The 15,265-nt window shown below is 71.1% G+C and carries 15 protein-coding genes and 2 tRNA genes; 6 read left to right on the forward strand and 11 right to left on the reverse strand.

From position 1 onward, the window contains the following. Positions 1-238: 238 nt before the first annotated feature. A tRNA-Ser gene (locus GPA04_RS09660) sits at positions 239-327 on the reverse strand. A gap of 91 nt (positions 328-418) precedes the next feature. Here GPA04_RS09660 and GPA04_RS09665 point away from each other — a divergent pair. Next, complete coding sequence (locus GPA04_RS09665; RefSeq protein WP_162458575.1) at positions 419-1,657, forward strand: glycosyltransferase; 1,239 nt, start codon at positions 419-421, stop codon at positions 1,655-1,657. Between the two features lie 96 nt (positions 1,658-1,753). Here GPA04_RS09665 and GPA04_RS09670 read toward each other — a convergent pair whose 3' ends face one another. The 5 genes from GPA04_RS09670 to GPA04_RS09690 form a co-directional block, all read right to left on the reverse strand. After that, on the reverse strand, positions 1,754-2,413 hold the full coding sequence (locus GPA04_RS09670) for a methionine ABC transporter permease (RefSeq protein ID WP_156223856.1): 660 nt from the start codon (positions 2,411-2,413) through the stop codon (positions 1,754-1,756). Beyond that, positions 2,410-3,441: a methionine ABC transporter ATP-binding protein gene (locus GPA04_RS09675; protein WP_156223857.1), complete on the reverse strand. Its 1,032-nt coding sequence runs from the start codon at positions 3,439-3,441 to the stop codon at positions 2,410-2,412. Before GPA04_RS09675 ends, GPA04_RS09670 begins: the two co-directional genes overlap by 4 nt. Before the next feature lie 4 nt (positions 3,442-3,445). After that, a complete protein-coding gene (locus GPA04_RS09680; protein WP_156223858.1) occupies positions 3,446-4,342 on the reverse strand; it encodes a MetQ/NlpA family ABC transporter substrate-binding protein in 897 nt (298 codons plus the stop codon). A 215-nt stretch (positions 4,343-4,557) separates the two neighbouring features. After that, on the reverse strand, positions 4,558-5,160 hold the full coding sequence (locus GPA04_RS09685) for a cytochrome b (protein ID WP_241680713.1): 603 nt from the start codon (positions 5,158-5,160) through the stop codon (positions 4,558-4,560). Positions 5,161-5,216: 56 nt separating this feature from the next. Further along, entirely contained in the window at positions 5,217-6,260 is a 1,044-nt protein-coding gene (locus tag GPA04_RS09690) for an alpha/beta fold hydrolase (RefSeq protein WP_156223860.1), read from the reverse strand. 53 nt (positions 6,261-6,313) lie between these two features. Between GPA04_RS09690 and GPA04_RS09695 the strand changes: the two genes are divergently transcribed. Continuing rightward, a complete protein-coding gene (locus GPA04_RS09695; protein WP_241680699.1) occupies positions 6,314-6,904 on the forward strand; it encodes a TetR/AcrR family transcriptional regulator in 591 nt (196 codons plus the stop codon). Here GPA04_RS09695 and GPA04_RS09700 read toward each other — a convergent pair. Continuing rightward, positions 6,897-7,553, reverse strand: a complete 657-nt coding sequence (locus GPA04_RS09700; RefSeq protein WP_241680700.1) for a hypothetical protein — start codon at positions 7,551-7,553, stop codon at positions 6,897-6,899. The two genes, GPA04_RS09695 and GPA04_RS09700, sit on opposite strands and share 8 nt — an antisense overlap. Before the next feature lie 2 nt (positions 7,554-7,555). Next, a tRNA-Ser gene (locus GPA04_RS09705) sits at positions 7,556-7,641 on the reverse strand. A gap of 53 nt (positions 7,642-7,694) precedes the next feature. On the opposite strand from GPA04_RS09705, the gene GPA04_RS09710 reads away from it, so the two are divergent. Next, on the forward strand, positions 7,695-8,672 hold the full coding sequence (locus GPA04_RS09710) for an NAD(P)H-quinone oxidoreductase (protein WP_156223861.1): 978 nt from the start codon (positions 7,695-7,697) through the stop codon (positions 8,670-8,672). Between the two features lie 106 nt (positions 8,673-8,778). Here GPA04_RS09710 and GPA04_RS09715 read toward each other — a convergent pair whose 3' ends face one another. Then, entirely contained in the window at positions 8,779-9,828 is a 1,050-nt protein-coding gene (locus GPA04_RS09715; protein ID WP_156223862.1) for a DUF5005 domain-containing protein, read from the reverse strand. A gap of 9 nt (positions 9,829-9,837) precedes the next feature. Next, positions 9,838-11,223 carry an MFS transporter gene (locus GPA04_RS09720; protein ID WP_156223863.1) on the reverse strand — a complete coding sequence of 462 codons (1,386 nt, stop codon included), beginning with the start codon at positions 11,221-11,223 and terminating at the stop codon, positions 9,838-9,840. Positions 11,224-11,358: 135 nt separating this feature from the next. Here GPA04_RS09720 and GPA04_RS09725 point away from each other — a divergent pair, with 135 nt between their 5' ends. Then, a complete protein-coding gene (locus GPA04_RS09725; RefSeq protein WP_162458576.1) occupies positions 11,359-12,033 on the forward strand; it encodes a winged helix-turn-helix transcriptional regulator in 675 nt (224 codons plus the stop codon). Between the two features lie 242 nt (positions 12,034-12,275). After that, complete coding sequence (locus GPA04_RS09730) at positions 12,276-13,358, forward strand: Fic family protein (protein ID WP_156223865.1); 1,083 nt, start codon at positions 12,276-12,278, stop codon at positions 13,356-13,358. A 2-nt stretch (positions 13,359-13,360) separates the two neighbouring features. On the opposite strand, the gene GPA04_RS09735 is transcribed toward GPA04_RS09730, so the two are convergent. Then, complete coding sequence (locus GPA04_RS09735; protein ID WP_156223866.1) at positions 13,361-14,593, reverse strand: AGE family epimerase/isomerase; 1,233 nt, start codon at positions 14,591-14,593, stop codon at positions 13,361-13,363. Between the two features lie 55 nt (positions 14,594-14,648). On the opposite strand from GPA04_RS09735, the gene GPA04_RS09740 reads away from it, so the two are divergent. Beyond that, positions 14,649-15,260: a bacterial proteasome activator family protein gene (locus GPA04_RS09740; protein ID WP_156223867.1), complete on the forward strand. Its 612-nt coding sequence runs from the start codon at positions 14,649-14,651 to the stop codon at positions 15,258-15,260. Positions 15,261-15,265 lie beyond the last annotated feature (5 nt).

The raw sequence follows: 15,265 nt of genomic DNA on the forward strand, positions 1-15,265 counted from the left end.
GAACGATGTGAGCGGCTAGGGGTGTGCAGCAGCGCAGTCAGATCTGTACCCAATATCGGCTACCGCGAGCAGATTGGCCAAAGGGCGCGAATCGCAGCTGGATCGGCGGCCGCCACCACAGGCGTCCTCAGCGAGCTAGAAATCGACCCAACACGCGGCTACCAACCCCGAAAAACGACGACACCCGGACCTGCCACTGCAGGTCCGGGTGTCCGGGATGTCCTGAGACATCACACTGCGGAGACGGTGGGATTTGAACCCACGGAGGGCTTACACCCTCACATCCTTAGCAGGGATGCGCACTAGACCTGACTATGCGACGTCTCCAGATCTCGGCCTAGGTTACCCAACGCGGGCCAGACGGCCAAAGCGGGCCCTTCGACCGCCGTCGTCGGGGCCTTGCCCTACCGTGACCACCATGCGCGTCACACTGGTCGGCGGCGGTTCCCGAGGCGATGTCCAGCCCGTCGTCGCCCTCGCCCTGGGGATCCAGGCAGCCGGCCACGACGTCACGGTGGCGGCCTCGGTCGACTCCGAGTCGCTCGTCACCGAGCACGGTCTGCGCTTTGCACGGTTCGACGTCTCGATCACGCAGCAGATGCAGACCGCCGCCGGCCGCGCCTGGGTCGCCGACTCGGCCGGGCGCCCGTTCCGCGAGCTGCGCAACATGGCGCGCGTCTACGCCGAGACGGCACGCCCGCTCGCCGACGGCGTGCTCACCCTCTCCGGCACCGCCGACCTCTTCATCAGCGGCGTCCTCAGCCTCGACTCGATGGCCTCGATCGCGCAGCACGACGGCGTCGCCCATGCCACCGCCCTGCTGTGCCCGTTCCACCCCACCACGGACGGCCGCGCCGGCCTCACCGCCCGCTCCGCGCGGACCAGCCCGGCGAACCTCACGCGCACCCGCATGGGCCGCTGGCTGCTGTCACGCTCGGTCACCCAGGCCGGGCAGCTGGTCCGGCGCGACCTGGGTCTGCCCGAGACCGGACCCCAAGGCTTCATCCGGGCGCTGGACTCCGTGCCCGCCGTCCTCGGCGCGAGCCCGCTGCTGGTCCCGACCCCGCCCGACTGGCCCAGCACCGTGACCGTCACGGGCTCGTGGACGCTGTCCGCCCCCGCCGGGTGGGAGGTGCCGGCAGCGCTCGCCGACTTCCTCGACGCCGGTCCCCCACCGGTCTACCTCGGGTTCGGCAGCATGTCCGTGGTGCAGCCCGAGCGCATCCGCGAGGTCGCAGTCGAAGCAGCCCGGGCCGCCGGGGTCCGGCTGCTGCTCTCCGGCACCGACCTCGACGGCCCCCACGGCGACGACGTCCTCGGCATCGCCGACGTCCCCCACACCTGGCTGTTCCCCCGCGTCCGGGCCGTGGTCCATCACGGCGGCGCCGGCACCACCCACGCCGCGCTGCTCGCCGGCGTGCCCCAGCTCGCCGTCCCCCACATCGCCGACCAGCCCTACTGGGGCCGCCGCATCCACGAGGAGAAGCTGGGACCGCCACCGCTGTCGCTGCACCGCCTCACACCCCAGCGCCTGACCGAGCGGCTCCGCGCCCTGGTCGAGTCCCCCGAGCTGGCTCAGCGCGCGGCCGAGGCGGGGCAGGAAGCCCGGCAGGAGCCGGGCGTGGCGAACGCCGTCGAGGCGCTGCTCGCCTCGTGACCGGGCGCCCGACGGCGGCCCTCGAGCTGGTCCGGATCTCACCTGAGGGTTCGCTCCCCAGGCACACGGCGCCGCCGCGTCGGGCCCGATCACCCGCTAGTGGCGCATCACCTTGCGCGCGAGCGCGTTCCCGAGCCCCTGCACCAGCTGCACGATGATGATGATGACCACCAGCGCCGCCCAGGTCACGACCTCGTTGTACTGGCGGTACCCGTAGGTGATCGCGTAGTTGCCGAGCCCCTCGCCACCGACCAGGCCGGCGACGGCCGACATGTCGACCACCGCGATCACGGCGAAGGTCAGCCCCAGGATCAGCGGTCCGAGGGCCTCGGGCACGATCACCGTGCGGATGATCCGCCACGGCCCCGCGCCCATCGCGCGAGCCGCCTCGATCACCCCGGGGTCGACAGAGACCAGGTTCTGCTCGACGATGCGCGCGATCCCGAAGGTGGCCGCGAGCGCGATCGCGAACGTCGCCGCCTCGTTTCCGATCCCCTTCCCGACGACGACCCGCGCCACCGGCTGCAGCGCCGCGATGAAGATGATGAACGGGATCGGCCGCACCAGGTTGACCAGGGCGTTGATCACCCACCAGACCACCGGCTGCGCCAGGATGCCGCCGCGCCGCGTGACGTAGAGCGCCGTGCCCACGACCAGACCGGCGACCCCTCCGAAGAGCATGCCGAGCCCGACGATCTGCAGCATGATCGCCGTCTGCTCGAGCAGGTCGGGCAGGATCTCCTGCACCTCGTTCATGCGCCGGCCTCCGTGATGCTCACGCCCGGCCCGACCGAGGCGAACGCCTGCGCGATCGCGGCGTCCTCGCCCCGTACCGCGATCGTCAGCAGGCCGTAGACGCGGCCCTGGATGTCGTCGACACCGCCGTGCACGAGGTTGAAGTCCACGCCCGCTCGTGCCAGCGCTCCGAAGACCCGGGCCTCGGTGGCCCCGGCGTCGGTGAAGGAGACCGTGAAGAAGCGGCCGTCGTGCTTGGCGCGCAGCGCGGCGAGCTCGTCCCCCTCGGGAAGTGCCCGCACCACGGTGCGCACGAAGCGCTTGGCGGTCTCGGTGCGGGGTGCGGTGAAGACGTCGTAGGTCTCGCCCTCCTCGACCACCCGCCCGCCCTCCATCACCGCGACGCGATGCGCGAGCCGGGTCACCACCTCCATCTCGTGGGTGATCACCACGATCGTGACCCCGAGCTCGGCGTTCACCCGCGCGAGCAGGTCGAGGACCTCCTCGGTGGTCTCGGGGTCGAGCGCCGACGTGGCCTCGTCGGCCAGCAGGATGCTCGGGTCACCGGCGAGCGCCCGGGCGATCCCGACCCGCTGCTGCTGCCCGCCCGAGAGCTCCTCCGGGTAGGCACCGGCCCGATCGGCCAGGCCCACGAACTCCAGCAGCCGCGTCACCTTGGCGGCGCGCTCGGCGCGCGGGACCCCGGCGACCTCGAGCGGGTAACCGACGTTGTTCGCCACCGTGCGCGAGCGCAGCAGGTTGAACCGCTGGAAGATCATCCCGATGCCGAGCCGCAGCTCCCGCAGCGACCGCGAGCACAGCGTGGTGACCTCGACGTCGTCGACCAGGATCGACCCGCTGGTCACCGGCTCGAGACCGTTGATCAGCCGGACCAGGGTCGACTTGCCGGCTCCGGAGTAGCCGATGATGCCGTAGATCTGGCCCCGTTCGACGTCGATGCTGACGCCGTCGACGGCGGTCACCGGAGCCTCCCGGCGCCGTTGCGCCGGGAAGGTCTTGGTGACGTCGCGGAGGCTGATGTGAGGCACGGGGCTACTGCGTCTCGAGCTCGGCCTGGACCTCCTCGAGGCTGGCCTGCAGGTCGGCGGCCGGGGTCTGGGTCAGCACCGCTGCCCCGCCTGCGGCCTCGAGCACACCGTCCTGGACCTCGGGCGTGGTCTGGTAGATCTCCACCAGCTGGGCGAGGACCTCGTTCTCGGCGTCGTCCGCCGTGGTGGCGAAGATGTTGATGTACGGGAACGCGGAGGGATCGGTGGGGTCGTCCTGCGCGATCGCGTCCTCGGGGGTGAGCCCGGCGTCGGTGATGAAGTCGTTGTTGATGATCGCCGCGGCTACGTCCGGCAGCGAGGAGGCCGTGATCGCGGCGTCCAGCGCCGTCACGGTCACCCGCGAGCCGGCTTCGTCGACGTCGGCCACCGTGGAGAACGGGCTGCCGCCGTCGGCGAGCGTGATCAGCCCCGCCTGCTGCAGGATCAGCAGCCCGCGGGCCTGGTTGGTGTCGTCGTTGGGCACGGCCACCTCGGCGCCGTCCGGGATCTCCTCGACGCTGTCGTACTGCGTGGAGTACAGCCCCAGCGGGTAGATCGCCGTCGAGCCGATCGGCACGAGGTCGTCGCCGGCGTTCACGTTGTAGTCGGCGAGGAAGATGATGTGCTGGAACTGGTTGATGTCCAGCTCGCCCTCGGACAGCGCCGGGTTGGGCTGGTTGTAGTCCGTGAAGTCGACGATGTCGATCGCGATGCCCGCGTCCTCGACCGCGCTCTCGTAGGTCGCCCAGTACGGCTCGCTCGCGCCGACGACCCCCAGCTGCACCGGGTTGTCCTCGGTGCCCAGCTCGGCGTCGCCCTCGCCGGCGCCCGCGCACGCCGACATCAGCATCGCGACCCCGACGGCGGTCGTGGTCAGGGCGATGGTGCGGCGTGCAGGCATGGGTGGGCTCCTCGAGGATCGAACGTGGTGCCGGCCGCGACGTGAGGTCATCGCACCGGTCAGAGGGTCGCTGACGCAGCCCATCGGTGCGGACCCGCCCGGCCGCCGGGACCAGCCTCACCCGCGCGCTCGGGGCAGTCGCGCGAGCACCGGAGTTGTCTCAGATGGTGGGCAACCGGCCGTCGAGGCCGGTCAGCGGCGTCGTCGGCGCCCGATCAGGATCGGGAGAACGGCAGCATCCGGGCCAGCAACCGGTCCCGCCGCACCACCGTGTGCCGCAGCACGAGCGAGACGTGCGCGAGCACCGCCAGCCCCAGCAGCACCTGCGCCCCCACGTGCACGACGACGAGCCCGTCCTCCTGCGTCAGCACCAGCGCCAGCCCGGTGATCGGCACGGCGAACAGCGAGGCGAGCAGCGCCTTCTCCGTCCAGCCCGCGAACCGCCGCTCGGCGTCCGACAGCGCCGGCGACCACGGCGGCAGCCCACCCACCCGCCGCCAGATCACGCGCGCCACGGCGAGTGCCAGCAGCGTCAGCCCGGTCAGCACGTGCAGGTCCAGGAGGTCGATGCCGTCGGCCGTGCCGACCAGGTACTCGACCTCGGCCGCACGATCGGCCTCGAGGTCCGCGGCGTCCTCGGCCGGCTCGCCGACCTCCTCGGCCGCCTCCTCACGCGCCTCTGCGGCCTCCTCGGCCCGCTCGGCGGCGGCGTCGGCCTCCATCGTCAGCCCCAGCGCCAGCTGCACCAGCAGCAGCGCGACCGTGAGCCAGTGCAGCACCTTGGTGACGGCGCCGTAGCCGTGATCCCCGTTGCGCATCTGCACGCCGCGCACGCTACCGGCAGATGGGCGGTGCGTGGACCGAGTCTCGACCGTCAGCGCTGGTCAGCCAGGAAGGCACTCAGGTCGGCGGCGATGCGATCGGGCTCCTGGGAGGCGACGGCGTGAGTGGCTCCTTCGTAGAGCAGCACCGTGCCGTGGCTCAAGGTCCGCTCGGCCACATCGGCCGCGGCCTCGGCGTCGTGCACCACCGAGTCGCCTGCGATGATCGCCAGCACGGGGATGTCGAGGCCGGCCAAGGCTTCCTCGGTGATCCGCTCGGGTTGCGGGAGCTTGCCGCTGTAGTGCTGCTGCCCGGCGTCGATCATGCGGCCGACGGCGAAGTCCTCGGTGTCCTCCTCGCCGCCCGCGATCCAGGCGTTGAAGCTGTCGCGCCAGGCGTGCGGCAGCCACGGGATCGATGCCGGGATCGAGCGCAGGATGAACTCGAGGTCGAGGTCGGCGAAGGTGTAGACCGGGTCGATGAGCGTCAGGCTCGCGGCCGAACCGGGGTGCCGGGTCGCCAGGTTCGCCGCCGTCCACCCTCCGACCGAGAGCCCGATGACGTGAAACCGGTCCTCCGGAAGCTGCTCGATCGCCTGATGCAGCCACATCGCCTGGTCGGCCGCGTCCACGATCGGCCGTTCCTGCACGCTCATCCCCGGGTGCCCGAGCAGATCGAGCGTGTAGACATCACCCAGCTCGAGCATCTGGTCCAGGTTCGCCGCCCAGACGGGCGACCCCGCGCCGTGTCCGGTCACCAGGAGCAGCGGATCGCCTCCCCCGTTCTCGCCGGCGTACCGGTACATCCGCACCCATCCGTAGTCGGTGCGCAGGTCCAGCGTCGCCGCGGCCTCGGGCATCTCGGCCATCGCCTCGTCGTAGGCCAGTCGGTGCGCGTCATACCCCTCCGCGCTGCGCCAGTGGCCCACCGGCGAGGGCGAGCGCAGCGCGAAGGCCGCGACGAGCACCACCGCGCCCGCGACCACAAGCGCGACCTTCCATCGGCGCCGCCGCGGACGCGTGACCTCCGCCTCGGGACCCTCGGCGCTGTCAGTCTCTGGCGTCTCTGTCTCGTAGTTCTGGGCGTGGTCCGACATGCGCCCTCTTAACCGATCGGTAGTTTTTTCCACCGTACGGTAGGGTGACCTGCGTGGCAAGGCATCCCGACGGCGGCACTCGCACCTTCATCGAGCAGAAGCGCCGCGCTCAGCTGATCGACGTCACGATCGCGATGGTCGCCGAGCACGGCTACGCCGGGACGTCGCTGTCACGGATCGCCGGCGGCGCCGGCATCACCAAGGCTGCCGTGCTCTACCACTTCCCCACGAAGGACGCCGTAGTCGCAGCCGCGTACCAGCACGTGCTGACCGCCTTGGTCACCCGCGTCGCCGCCGCGGTGGAGGCCGCTCCCGCCACCGATGGCCCGGCCGCATACGTGCGCACGATGATCGCCCACCTGCACGAGCACCCCGAGCACACCCGGATGCTCACCGAGGCGCTCACCAGCACCGAGACCCAGGACCAGGGCAGCAGCGGGCGGTGGCACGCACTGGCGCAGATCGTGGCCGCCGCCCGCGCCGCCCGCGGGCTCGACGAGCACGCCGACCTCCGCACCGCCGCGATCATCGTCGGCGGTGCGATCGATGCGCTCGTCGGCGAGCGCCTGCGCGACCCTGCCTACGACACGATCACCGCGGCCGAGGAGCTGGTGGGCATGATCGAGCGCACGCTGCTCACCTGAGCGACCGGGCACCCAGCGCCGGTGCCAGCACCACGATCGTGACCGCCGCCAGCACGTGCCACACCGCGTGACCCTGCAGCCACGAGTCCGGCGCGCACCAGGGCCAGCCGGGCCTGGTCATGGTCCCGATCGCGCCACCGAGCCCGAGCAGAACCAGCCCTGGCAGCAGGTGCCGCCGCAGCGCAGGCCGCCGCCAGGCGCGGAGCAGCGTGATGCCGACCGCGGCGGCGGCCGCCACACCCTGCGCAGCGGCGGACCAGCCCGGCCGCCAGAACGCCAGCACCGCGCACACCGCGCCCGGGACCAGCCACCACCACGCCCGCAGCCGCCGCTGCGTGAGGTCGGCGACGCCGTCGGCCGCAACGAGCGCCAGCAAGGCCATCAACGGCGGGTCGTGCACCACGGGGTTCCACCACGGCGAGGGGCCGTGCTGCACGACCGATCCCAGCCCGATCAGCACCGCCAGCACCGCGACGGCGGCCTGCACCCCAGGGCGAGCACCGCCGTCGGGCCGGCGGCCGCGGGTCAGCCACAGCGCGATCCCGGCGATCACGAACGCCAGGCTGGTCACGGTCGACGCGGGCTCACCCCAGGCGGTACCGCCCGCGACCTCGCACTGCATCGACACCTCCCCGGTGAGGCTCAGCAAGCTGGCGGAGGGTAAGGGATTCGAACCCTTGGTGCTTTCGCACAACGGTTTTCAAGACCGTCACATTCGGCCGCTCTGTCAACCCTCCGTGCCCGGTCGAGACCGAGCGGGAACCATTGTGGCCCACGTACGCTCGCAGTCATGCGCGCGATGGTGATCACCCCGGACGGCGCCCTCCAGGACGCCGAGCTCCCCACCCCGGATCCCGGCCCTGGCCAGGTCCTCATCGAGGTCGCGGCCGCGGGCGTCAACCGGGCAGACCTGCTCCAGCTCCAGGGACACCACCCGCCGCCGGACGGCGCGCCCGACCACCCGGGCCTGGAGGCCTCCGGGCGGGTGGTCGCGCTCGGTGAGGGCGTGACCCGATGGCAGGTCGGCGACGAGGTCTGCGCCCTGCTCGACGGCGGCGGCTACGCCTCCCACGCCCTCGCCTGGGCGGACTGCGTGCTCCGAGTCCCCGACGGCGTCTCGCTCGTCGATGCCGCCGGGTTGCCCGAGGCGATGGCCACCTTGTGGTCCAACCTCGTGGGCGTCGCCGGCCTCTCGGCCACCGACAACACCGGTCGCACCGTGCTCGTGCACGGCGGGTCCGGCGGTGTCGGCACGACGGCGATCCAGGTCCTGCGGGCCACGGGCGCCGTGGTCTTCACGACCGCGGGCGGCCCCGAGCGCGTCGAGCGTTGCCACGCCCTCGGCGCCTACGCGATCGACCACCGCAGCGAGGACTTCGTGCAGCGGGTCCGCGAGGCCACCGGCGAGCGCGGGGTGGACGTGATCCTCGACGTCGTCGGCGCCAAGTACCTCCAGCAGAACCTCGCGGCGCTGGCCCCGCACGGCCGGCTGGTGGTCATCGGCCTGCAGAAGGGCAGCACCGGCGAGCTCGACCTCTCGACCGTGCTCTCCCGCTGGCTGAGCATCCACGGCACCGGTCTGCGCCGCCGCCCGCAGCAGGAGAAGGCCGCGATCATGGCCGACCTCTGCGAGCGCGCCTGGCGCTACCTCGACCGCGGCGAGGTCCGCCCCGTCGTCCACGACCGGCTGCCGCTCACCGAGGCCAACGAGGCCCACCGCCAGCTGTCCGCCGGCGAGGTCTTCGGCAAGCTCCTGCTCATCCCCTGACCCCCGGCCATCACCTCGAGCACGACCAGGTCCCGCATCCGCCGGCGCGTGCTCAGCGAGGGCCCTCCGAGTCCTCAGCGAGCCGGCTCGCGCCGAACCGGCACCCTCAGGCGAACGTGATCTCGATGAGGTGCGGCACGTAGACGGAGCTGTCGATGAAGGTCATGTACGTGACCTTGCCGCCCTCGCGTGCGAACTCGGGGTGCTCCTTGCCCGCGTTGAACAGCGAGTCCGGCAGCGTCTTCTCGGGCCGGTGCACCACCTGCGGCTCGCTCCACGGGCCGGTCATCTCCGGCGCCGTGCGGATCACGAGCATGTTCTCCCGCTGGAACGTGGTCAGCGAGATGTAGCAGCCGAGGTAGTCGTTCCACGACGAGGACATCTCGTTGGGGACGTCCGAGAACAGGCACGCGGTCGGCGCGAACTCCTTCGCCCAGCGCGGCTCCACGTCCGGGTCCGCCGTCGTAGGCGCCTCGACCAGGTACTCGTAGGCGGCCAGGTCCTCGATGCTCTCGGGCCGCACCCGCGCGAGGTACATGTCACCCGCCGACTTCGACGCCGGCTGGATCGCACCCCACAGGTAGAGGTACTCGCCCACCGGCTGCACCCACACCCCGAAACCGGGCTGGTCGCCCTTCCACCACTCGTAGGAGCCGTCAGGGGCGTGCAGCCGCTCGAAGTCGTGGTCGCGCCCCGCACGCGCCACCCCCATGCCGTCGAGCACGAAGCTCTCGAAAACATCGACCTCGGGATCCATGGTGATGCGGTGGTAGTAGAGGTACAGCGACTCCCCCACCTGCGCCCCGTGGATCGCCCACAGCCGCTGCGTCTCCTTGCGCTCGGGCGGCACGAACCCGATCAGCTGCCGGGCGCGCGAGCCGTCGGGCTCGGTCAGGTAGCGGAACTCCTTGACGCCGTCCGAGATGTCCTGCAACGGCACGATCGCACCCGTGTTGGACAGCACCTCGGTCAGCTCGAAGCCGCGGATCGAGTCGAACGGTCCCTCGATCGTGTCGCCGAAGATCCAGAACGTCGTGCCGTCGCCGAGGTCCACGGACGTCACCGCGTCCTGGCCTGTGATGTCGACGTCGTTGTCGAGGAACTGGGTGCCGAGGTCGCGCACCGATGCCACGAGCGGGCTGTCCTGCAGGGTCATCTGCGCAGCCTAGCCAGCCTCGTCCACCACCACGGCGCTGTCAGCGGCACGCACGTCCTCGGCGCTCTCGGCGCCCTCGCCGTCACGCAACGGGTGCGCGATCTCGTCCGCCGGCAGCCGCGCGGCCACGATCGCGATCGCGGCCAGCACCACCGGGAGCAGGCCCGCCACCAGGAACGTGTTGCGCAGCCCGATCGCCTGCGCGACCGGCGCGGCGAGCGCCATCGACACCGGCATCAGCGAGACCGAGACGAAGAAGTCGAGCGAGGCCACCCGCCCCAGCAGCTCGGGCGGCACGCGACGCTGCAGCAGCGTCCCCCAGATCACCATCGGCGCGCTGAACAGCGCACCGAGCACGAAGCCCGCGACGACGAGCACCCACAGCTGGGAGGCCACCGCGTAGAGCACGAACGGCAAGCAGGCCGCGCCCCACATCAGGTTCATCGCCGTCAGGTAGCGGCGTGGCATCTTGATCGACCCCATCGCGAACGACCCGATCGCCCCGCCGATCCCGAACGCCGCCAGCACGCTGGCGTGCCCCGAGGCGTCCCCGCCGAGCTCGTTCTTGATGAGGAACGGCGTCAGCACCTCCAGCGGACCCATCATCACCAGCACCATCGCCGAGGCGAACAGCAGCGTCGCCAGCAGCCAGGGGGTGCGCACCATGTACGCGAAGCCCTCGCGGACGTCGCGCCACGCCTGAGCGACCGGCCGTGCGTCGTCGTCGCCGGTGAGGTCCCGGCGGACGGCGGTCAGCGGCACCGTGAGCAGCGCCAGGATCCCGAGCCCGGCGGCACCGGCCGCGATCGCGACGGCGGCACCGGGAGACATCGCCGCGATCGCAGCCCCGGCGACGGCCGGGCCGATCGCCTGCCCGATCGCCGGTCGGACCATGCCCTCGAAGCCGTTGACCGCCATCAGGTCCTCCTCGGGGACCAGCGCCGGCAGCCAGGCCGAGTAGGCGGGGTAGTAGAAGGACATGCCGACGCCGGTCCCGAACGCCACGATCATCAGGTGCCAGACCTGGGTGTGGCCGGTCAGCGCCAGCGCCGCCACGACGGCCATGCCGAGCAGCTCCACCGACGCGACCGCCAGCAGGATGCGCTTCTGCGGCACCCGGTCGGCGACCACCCCGGCGATCAGCGCCGGGACCAGCATGCCGAGCGCGGAGGCGGTGGCCACGAGCGCGACATCGCTCTCGTTGCCGCCGATCCCGATGACCTCCCACACGAGCGCGACGATCCAGACGCCGCTCGCGAACGAGGACAGCACCAGCGCCACCGCGAGCCGCCGGTAGCCGCGCGTGCGGAAGGGCTGCAGGAAGCGCGGCAGGCGGCGGCCGGTGGCCTGGTCGCCGATGGTGTCCGCCGGGTCGCCCGTGATCGGGTCGGTCATCTCGGCGCTCCCATGCGCACCAGTGTCGGAACTCTCGGCGTCGTCCACCAGGTCATATGGCGTCGTCGGCATGGGGATTATGTTATTCATAGTCCGAACTTGCGTGTCAATAGTGGATCTGTGAGAGTGAAGGCCATGCCCGTCAAGCGCAGCTACGCCGAGTGCGGGGACGCGTGCGCCACCGCGCACGCGGTCGAGCTGATCGGCGACCGGTGGACCTACCCCGTGATCCGCGAGCTGATGCTCGCGCCCAAGCGGTTCGGCGAGCTCGCCGACGCGGTCCTCGGCGTGACCCCGGCCGTGCTCACGAGCCGGTTGCGCGAGATGGAGGCCGCGGGGCTGGTCGAGCGCGTGACCCTGCCGGCTCCGGCGTCGGTGAGCGCCTACCGGCTCACGCCGTGGGCGCGCGAGCTCGGTCCGCTGCTGCGCTCGCTCGGCCGCTGGGCGCACGGCTCACCCGTGCGTGACGCTGCCCCCACCGGCGGCCTGACACCCGACGGCGTGGTCCAGTCGATGCTCACGATGGCGCCCGCCGAGGCGCCGAGCCCGGGCCTGGAGCTCCAGCTCGAGCTGACCGATGCCCGCGTGGCGGGCGGCCACAGCTACACCTACCGGCTGAGCTGGGACGAGGCAGGCCTGCGCATCGACCGCGGCACCCACCCCGGCGCCACCGCCACGCTGCGCGCCGACTCCTCGGCGCTAGCCGGGATGCTCTACCAGACCCACGAGCTCCCCCCGGGGCAGCAGGACATGGTGACCGGCGACAACAAGGACGTCGCCCGGCTGCTGGACGCGTTCCCGACCCCCTGACACCTCAGCCGTCCGACAGAACCGCCCCGAGCGAGGTCGCGAGCGCAGCCGCGGGATCAGCGTGGCCTGGATCGCAGGGGTAGATGTCCGGCTTGCTCTCCCATGCCTGGCGCTCTGGCCCTGCCTAGCCACAGCAGGGGAGCCGATCACGACGTGTCAACTCACCGCACACACTGCCCGTACATGTTAGTTTCTGCGGAAATACTTAACATGTCGAGTCGATCGGTCAAAGGAGTTCACCTGTGCTGTGGAGTGCCGAAGTGCCGTTCAACGACTTGCCGGCTGCGCCACCACATGGCATCGACCTCGAGCCGAAGCCGATCCTCAAGGCGGCGATCGAGTCGCGCACCGCGCTGGCCACGCTCGCGCAGGCGGCGCGCCTGCTACCCAATCCTGATGTGCTTATCCAAGCCATTCCGATCCTGGAGGCACAGGCGAGCTCCGAGATCGAGAACATTGTCACGACGGCCGACGAGCTGTTCAAGCACGTCGACACCGGCGGAGGTGACCATGCCACCAAGGAGGCTCTGCGTTATCGCACCGCACTGTTCGCGGGAGTCGAAGCCATCAAGGAACGACCCCTCTCGGCACGAACAGCAGCGCTGATCTGTTCGCGACTCCAGGGCCGCGAGATAGACGTTCGCTCGATTCCTGGTACCAGAATCGCCAACCCCGCCAGCGGAACGATCGTGTATGCACCGCCTGAAGGTGCCGCCCTGATCAGAGCCAAGCTCGCCGACTGGGAACGATTCGCGCACGGCTCCGACGATCTCGATCCGCTCGTCCGCATGGCGGTGGCTCACTACCAGTTCGAAGCGATTCACCCGTTCCACGACGGGAACGGTCGTACGGGCCGCATCCTGAACATCCTGATGCTGATGGAGGCTGGCCTGCTGGACCAGCCGGTTCTGCACCTCTCTCGCCCGATCATCGCCCGCAAGAACGACTACTACCGCCTGCTCCGCGCCGTGACTGCGGAGGGCGCATGGATCGACTGGGTGCTCTACATGCTCGAGGTCGTTCGTGACGCAGCCGCGTCGACCACCAGCAAGATCGCAGCGATTCGCATCTGCCAGAGCACACTCGCCGAACGGGCACGCGCGGCCAGCCCGGCTGGCCGCGACGCCCAGTTCCTTGACGTTCTCTTCGAGCGGCCCTACTGCAGAATCGCCACGGTCACCGAACGCTGTCGGGTCTCACGCCAGACCGCCTCGACGTGGCTTCACGCGCTCGTCGAGGCCGGTTTGCTGTACCAGGTCAAGGTCGGCCGGGAGCTCTTGTTCGTGAACCACGAGTTCCTCCACGTGCTCACACGAGCCGACTGACCTCAGCTGTCCAGCAGCCCCTGCCCGAGCGCGCTTGCGAGCGAGGGTGCCAGCGGCAGCCGCGGGATCAGCGTGGCCTGGATCGCGTGATAGATGTCCGGCTTGCCGTCCCACACCGTGGTGCTCGGGCCGTTGCTGGGTGAGAGCTCGTGCACCCAGGACCCGTGCTCCTCGTCGAGGAGGTGCTGCGCGGCGTACTCCCACCACAGCTGGTACCAGGCGTCGAACGTGTCCTCGCCGGTGTGCCGGTGCAGCGCGGCAGCGGCACCGATCGCCTCGGTGACGACCCAGTGCATGCGCTCGCGCACGAGCGGGACCCCCTCGAAGGTGACGGTGTAGACGAACCCGTCGTCGCCGTCGACCGCCCAGCCCTCCTCGACACCGGCCTCGAACAGCGAGCGTGCGCCGCTGGCCAGCTCCGGCGGCGCGGTGCGGCCGCGCGCCGCGAGCGCCTCGACGACGTGCAGCGCCAGCCGCGACCACTCGAACCAGTGCCCGATCGTGGCGCCCGCGGGCCGGAACTTGTCGGCGGGGTTGTCGTCGTTGTAGTCCAGCAGCGGCTGCCACTGCGGGTCGAAGTGCTCCGGGATCCGCCACGAGCGCGCCGGTGCGAGCTCACCGACCACGCGCTGCGTGATCTGCAGCGCCCGGTCCAGCCAGGCGTCGTCGCCGGTCACGTCCGCGGCCGCCAGGTAGGCCTCGACCGTATGCATGTTCGCGTTGACGCCGCGGTAGGCCTCCGTCTCGGTGAAGGCCGCGTCCCAGGACTCGACGACCATGCCGGCCTCGTCGTCCCAGAAGTGCTGCAGCTGCACGCGCAACGCCTCGTCGAGGGCCTCGCGCGCACCCGGGCGGCCTGCGACCGCCGCGCTCGAGGTCGCCAGCACCACGAACGAGTGCGCGTAGGCGGCCTTGGTGCGATCGATCGGGCCGTCCGGTCCGACCTGCGCGAACCAGCCACCGTGCTCGCGGTCCGCCAACGGACCCGCGAGCGCGGCGAGCCCGTGGTCGACCATCGACGCCGCCCCGGGCCGCCCGAGCAGGGCACCCAGCGCGAACGAGTGGACCATCCGGCACGTGAGGTACAGGTGCGAGCCCTCCGAGGCGACCACCTCGCCCTCGGTGTCGAGATAGCCGAAACCCTCGTCGATCGCGGACGCCGAGGCGAACGCCAGCAGCTCGTCGGTCTCTCGCTCGAGCCAGCGGTTGTGCGCGGGACTGCCCAGCCATCTCATGCCGCTGAGCCTAGGGTCAAGCCGCACGTCGGAGCCAGTTGGCAAGATGGGGTCCATGACGGAGCACAGCCACCAGCCGAACGCGTCCACCGAGCCCACCGAGGCGCAGCCCGGTGCCGACCCGAGCGAGCACAAGCCCGACGACCGCGGGCAGGGTGACCGCGTCGTCGTCGCCTCTGCCGAGACGATCGGGATCCACGACACCAAGAAGGACCCGACGGCCGCCGTCGAGGAGCCCGCCAAGGTGATGCGGCTCGGGATGATGATCAAGCAGCTGCTCGAGGAGGTGCGGTCCGCACCGCTGGACGAGGCCGCGCGCGAGCGCATGGCCGAGGTGCACGAGCGCTCCCTGTCCGAGCTGGAGAGCGGGCTCTCACCCGAGCTGGTCGCCGAGCTGCACCGCATCACGCTGCCGTTCGCCGATGACGGCAACCCGCCCTCGGACGCCGAGCTCCGGATCGCTCAGGCCCAGCTGGTCGGCTGGCTCGAGGGCCTGTTCCACGGCATCCAGACCGCGCTGGTGGCGCAGCAGATGGCGGCGCAGAACCAGCTGGTCGAGATGCGCCGGGCGCTCCCGCCTGGCGTCACGATGCCCGGCCAGCAGGGGGTAGGGCCGCAGCGCCCCGGCCCCGCCGAGCCGAACCACGGCACGGGCCAGTACCTCTGACCCGC

It is taken from the genome of Pseudactinotalea suaedae (assembly GCF_009733815.1).
In the GTDB taxonomy this organism is placed as follows: Bacteria; Actinomycetota; Actinomycetes; order Actinomycetales; family Beutenbergiaceae; genus Pseudactinotalea; species Pseudactinotalea suaedae.

Excerpts from the sequence above, each read along its gene's own strand:
- GPA04_RS09735 (WP_156223866.1), bottom strand. The coding sequence starts at position 14,593 with ATGAGATGGCTGGGCAGTCCCGCGCACAACCGCTGGCTCGAGCGAGAG.
- GPA04_RS09670 (WP_156223856.1), bottom strand. The coding sequence starts at position 2,413 with ATGAACGAGGTGCAGGAGATCCTGCCCGACCTGCTCGAGCAGACGGCG.
- GPA04_RS09690 (WP_156223860.1), bottom strand. The coding sequence starts at position 6,260 with ATGTCGGACCACGCCCAGAACTACGAGACAGAGACGCCAGAGACTGAC.
- GPA04_RS09685 (WP_241680713.1), bottom strand. The coding sequence starts at position 5,160 with ATGCGCAACGGGGATCACGGCTACGGCGCCGTCACCAAGGTGCTGCAC.
- GPA04_RS09665 (WP_162458575.1), top strand. The coding sequence starts at position 419 with ATGCGCGTCACACTGGTCGGCGGCGGTTCCCGAGGCGATGTCCAGCCC.
- GPA04_RS09715 (WP_156223862.1), bottom strand. The coding sequence starts at position 9,828 with ATGACCCTGCAGGACAGCCCGCTCGTGGCATCGGTGCGCGACCTCGGC.
- GPA04_RS09725 (WP_162458576.1), top strand. The coding sequence starts at position 11,359 with ATGCCCGTCAAGCGCAGCTACGCCGAGTGCGGGGACGCGTGCGCCACC.
- GPA04_RS09720 (WP_156223863.1), bottom strand. The coding sequence starts at position 11,223 with ATGACCGACCCGATCACGGGCGACCCGGCGGACACCATCGGCGACCAG.
- GPA04_RS09740 (WP_156223867.1), top strand. The coding sequence starts at position 14,649 with ATGACGGAGCACAGCCACCAGCCGAACGCGTCCACCGAGCCCACCGAG.
- GPA04_RS09680 (WP_156223858.1), bottom strand. The coding sequence starts at position 4,342 with ATGCCTGCACGCCGCACCATCGCCCTGACCACGACCGCCGTCGGGGTC.
- GPA04_RS09710 (WP_156223861.1), top strand. The coding sequence starts at position 7,695 with ATGCGCGCGATGGTGATCACCCCGGACGGCGCCCTCCAGGACGCCGAG.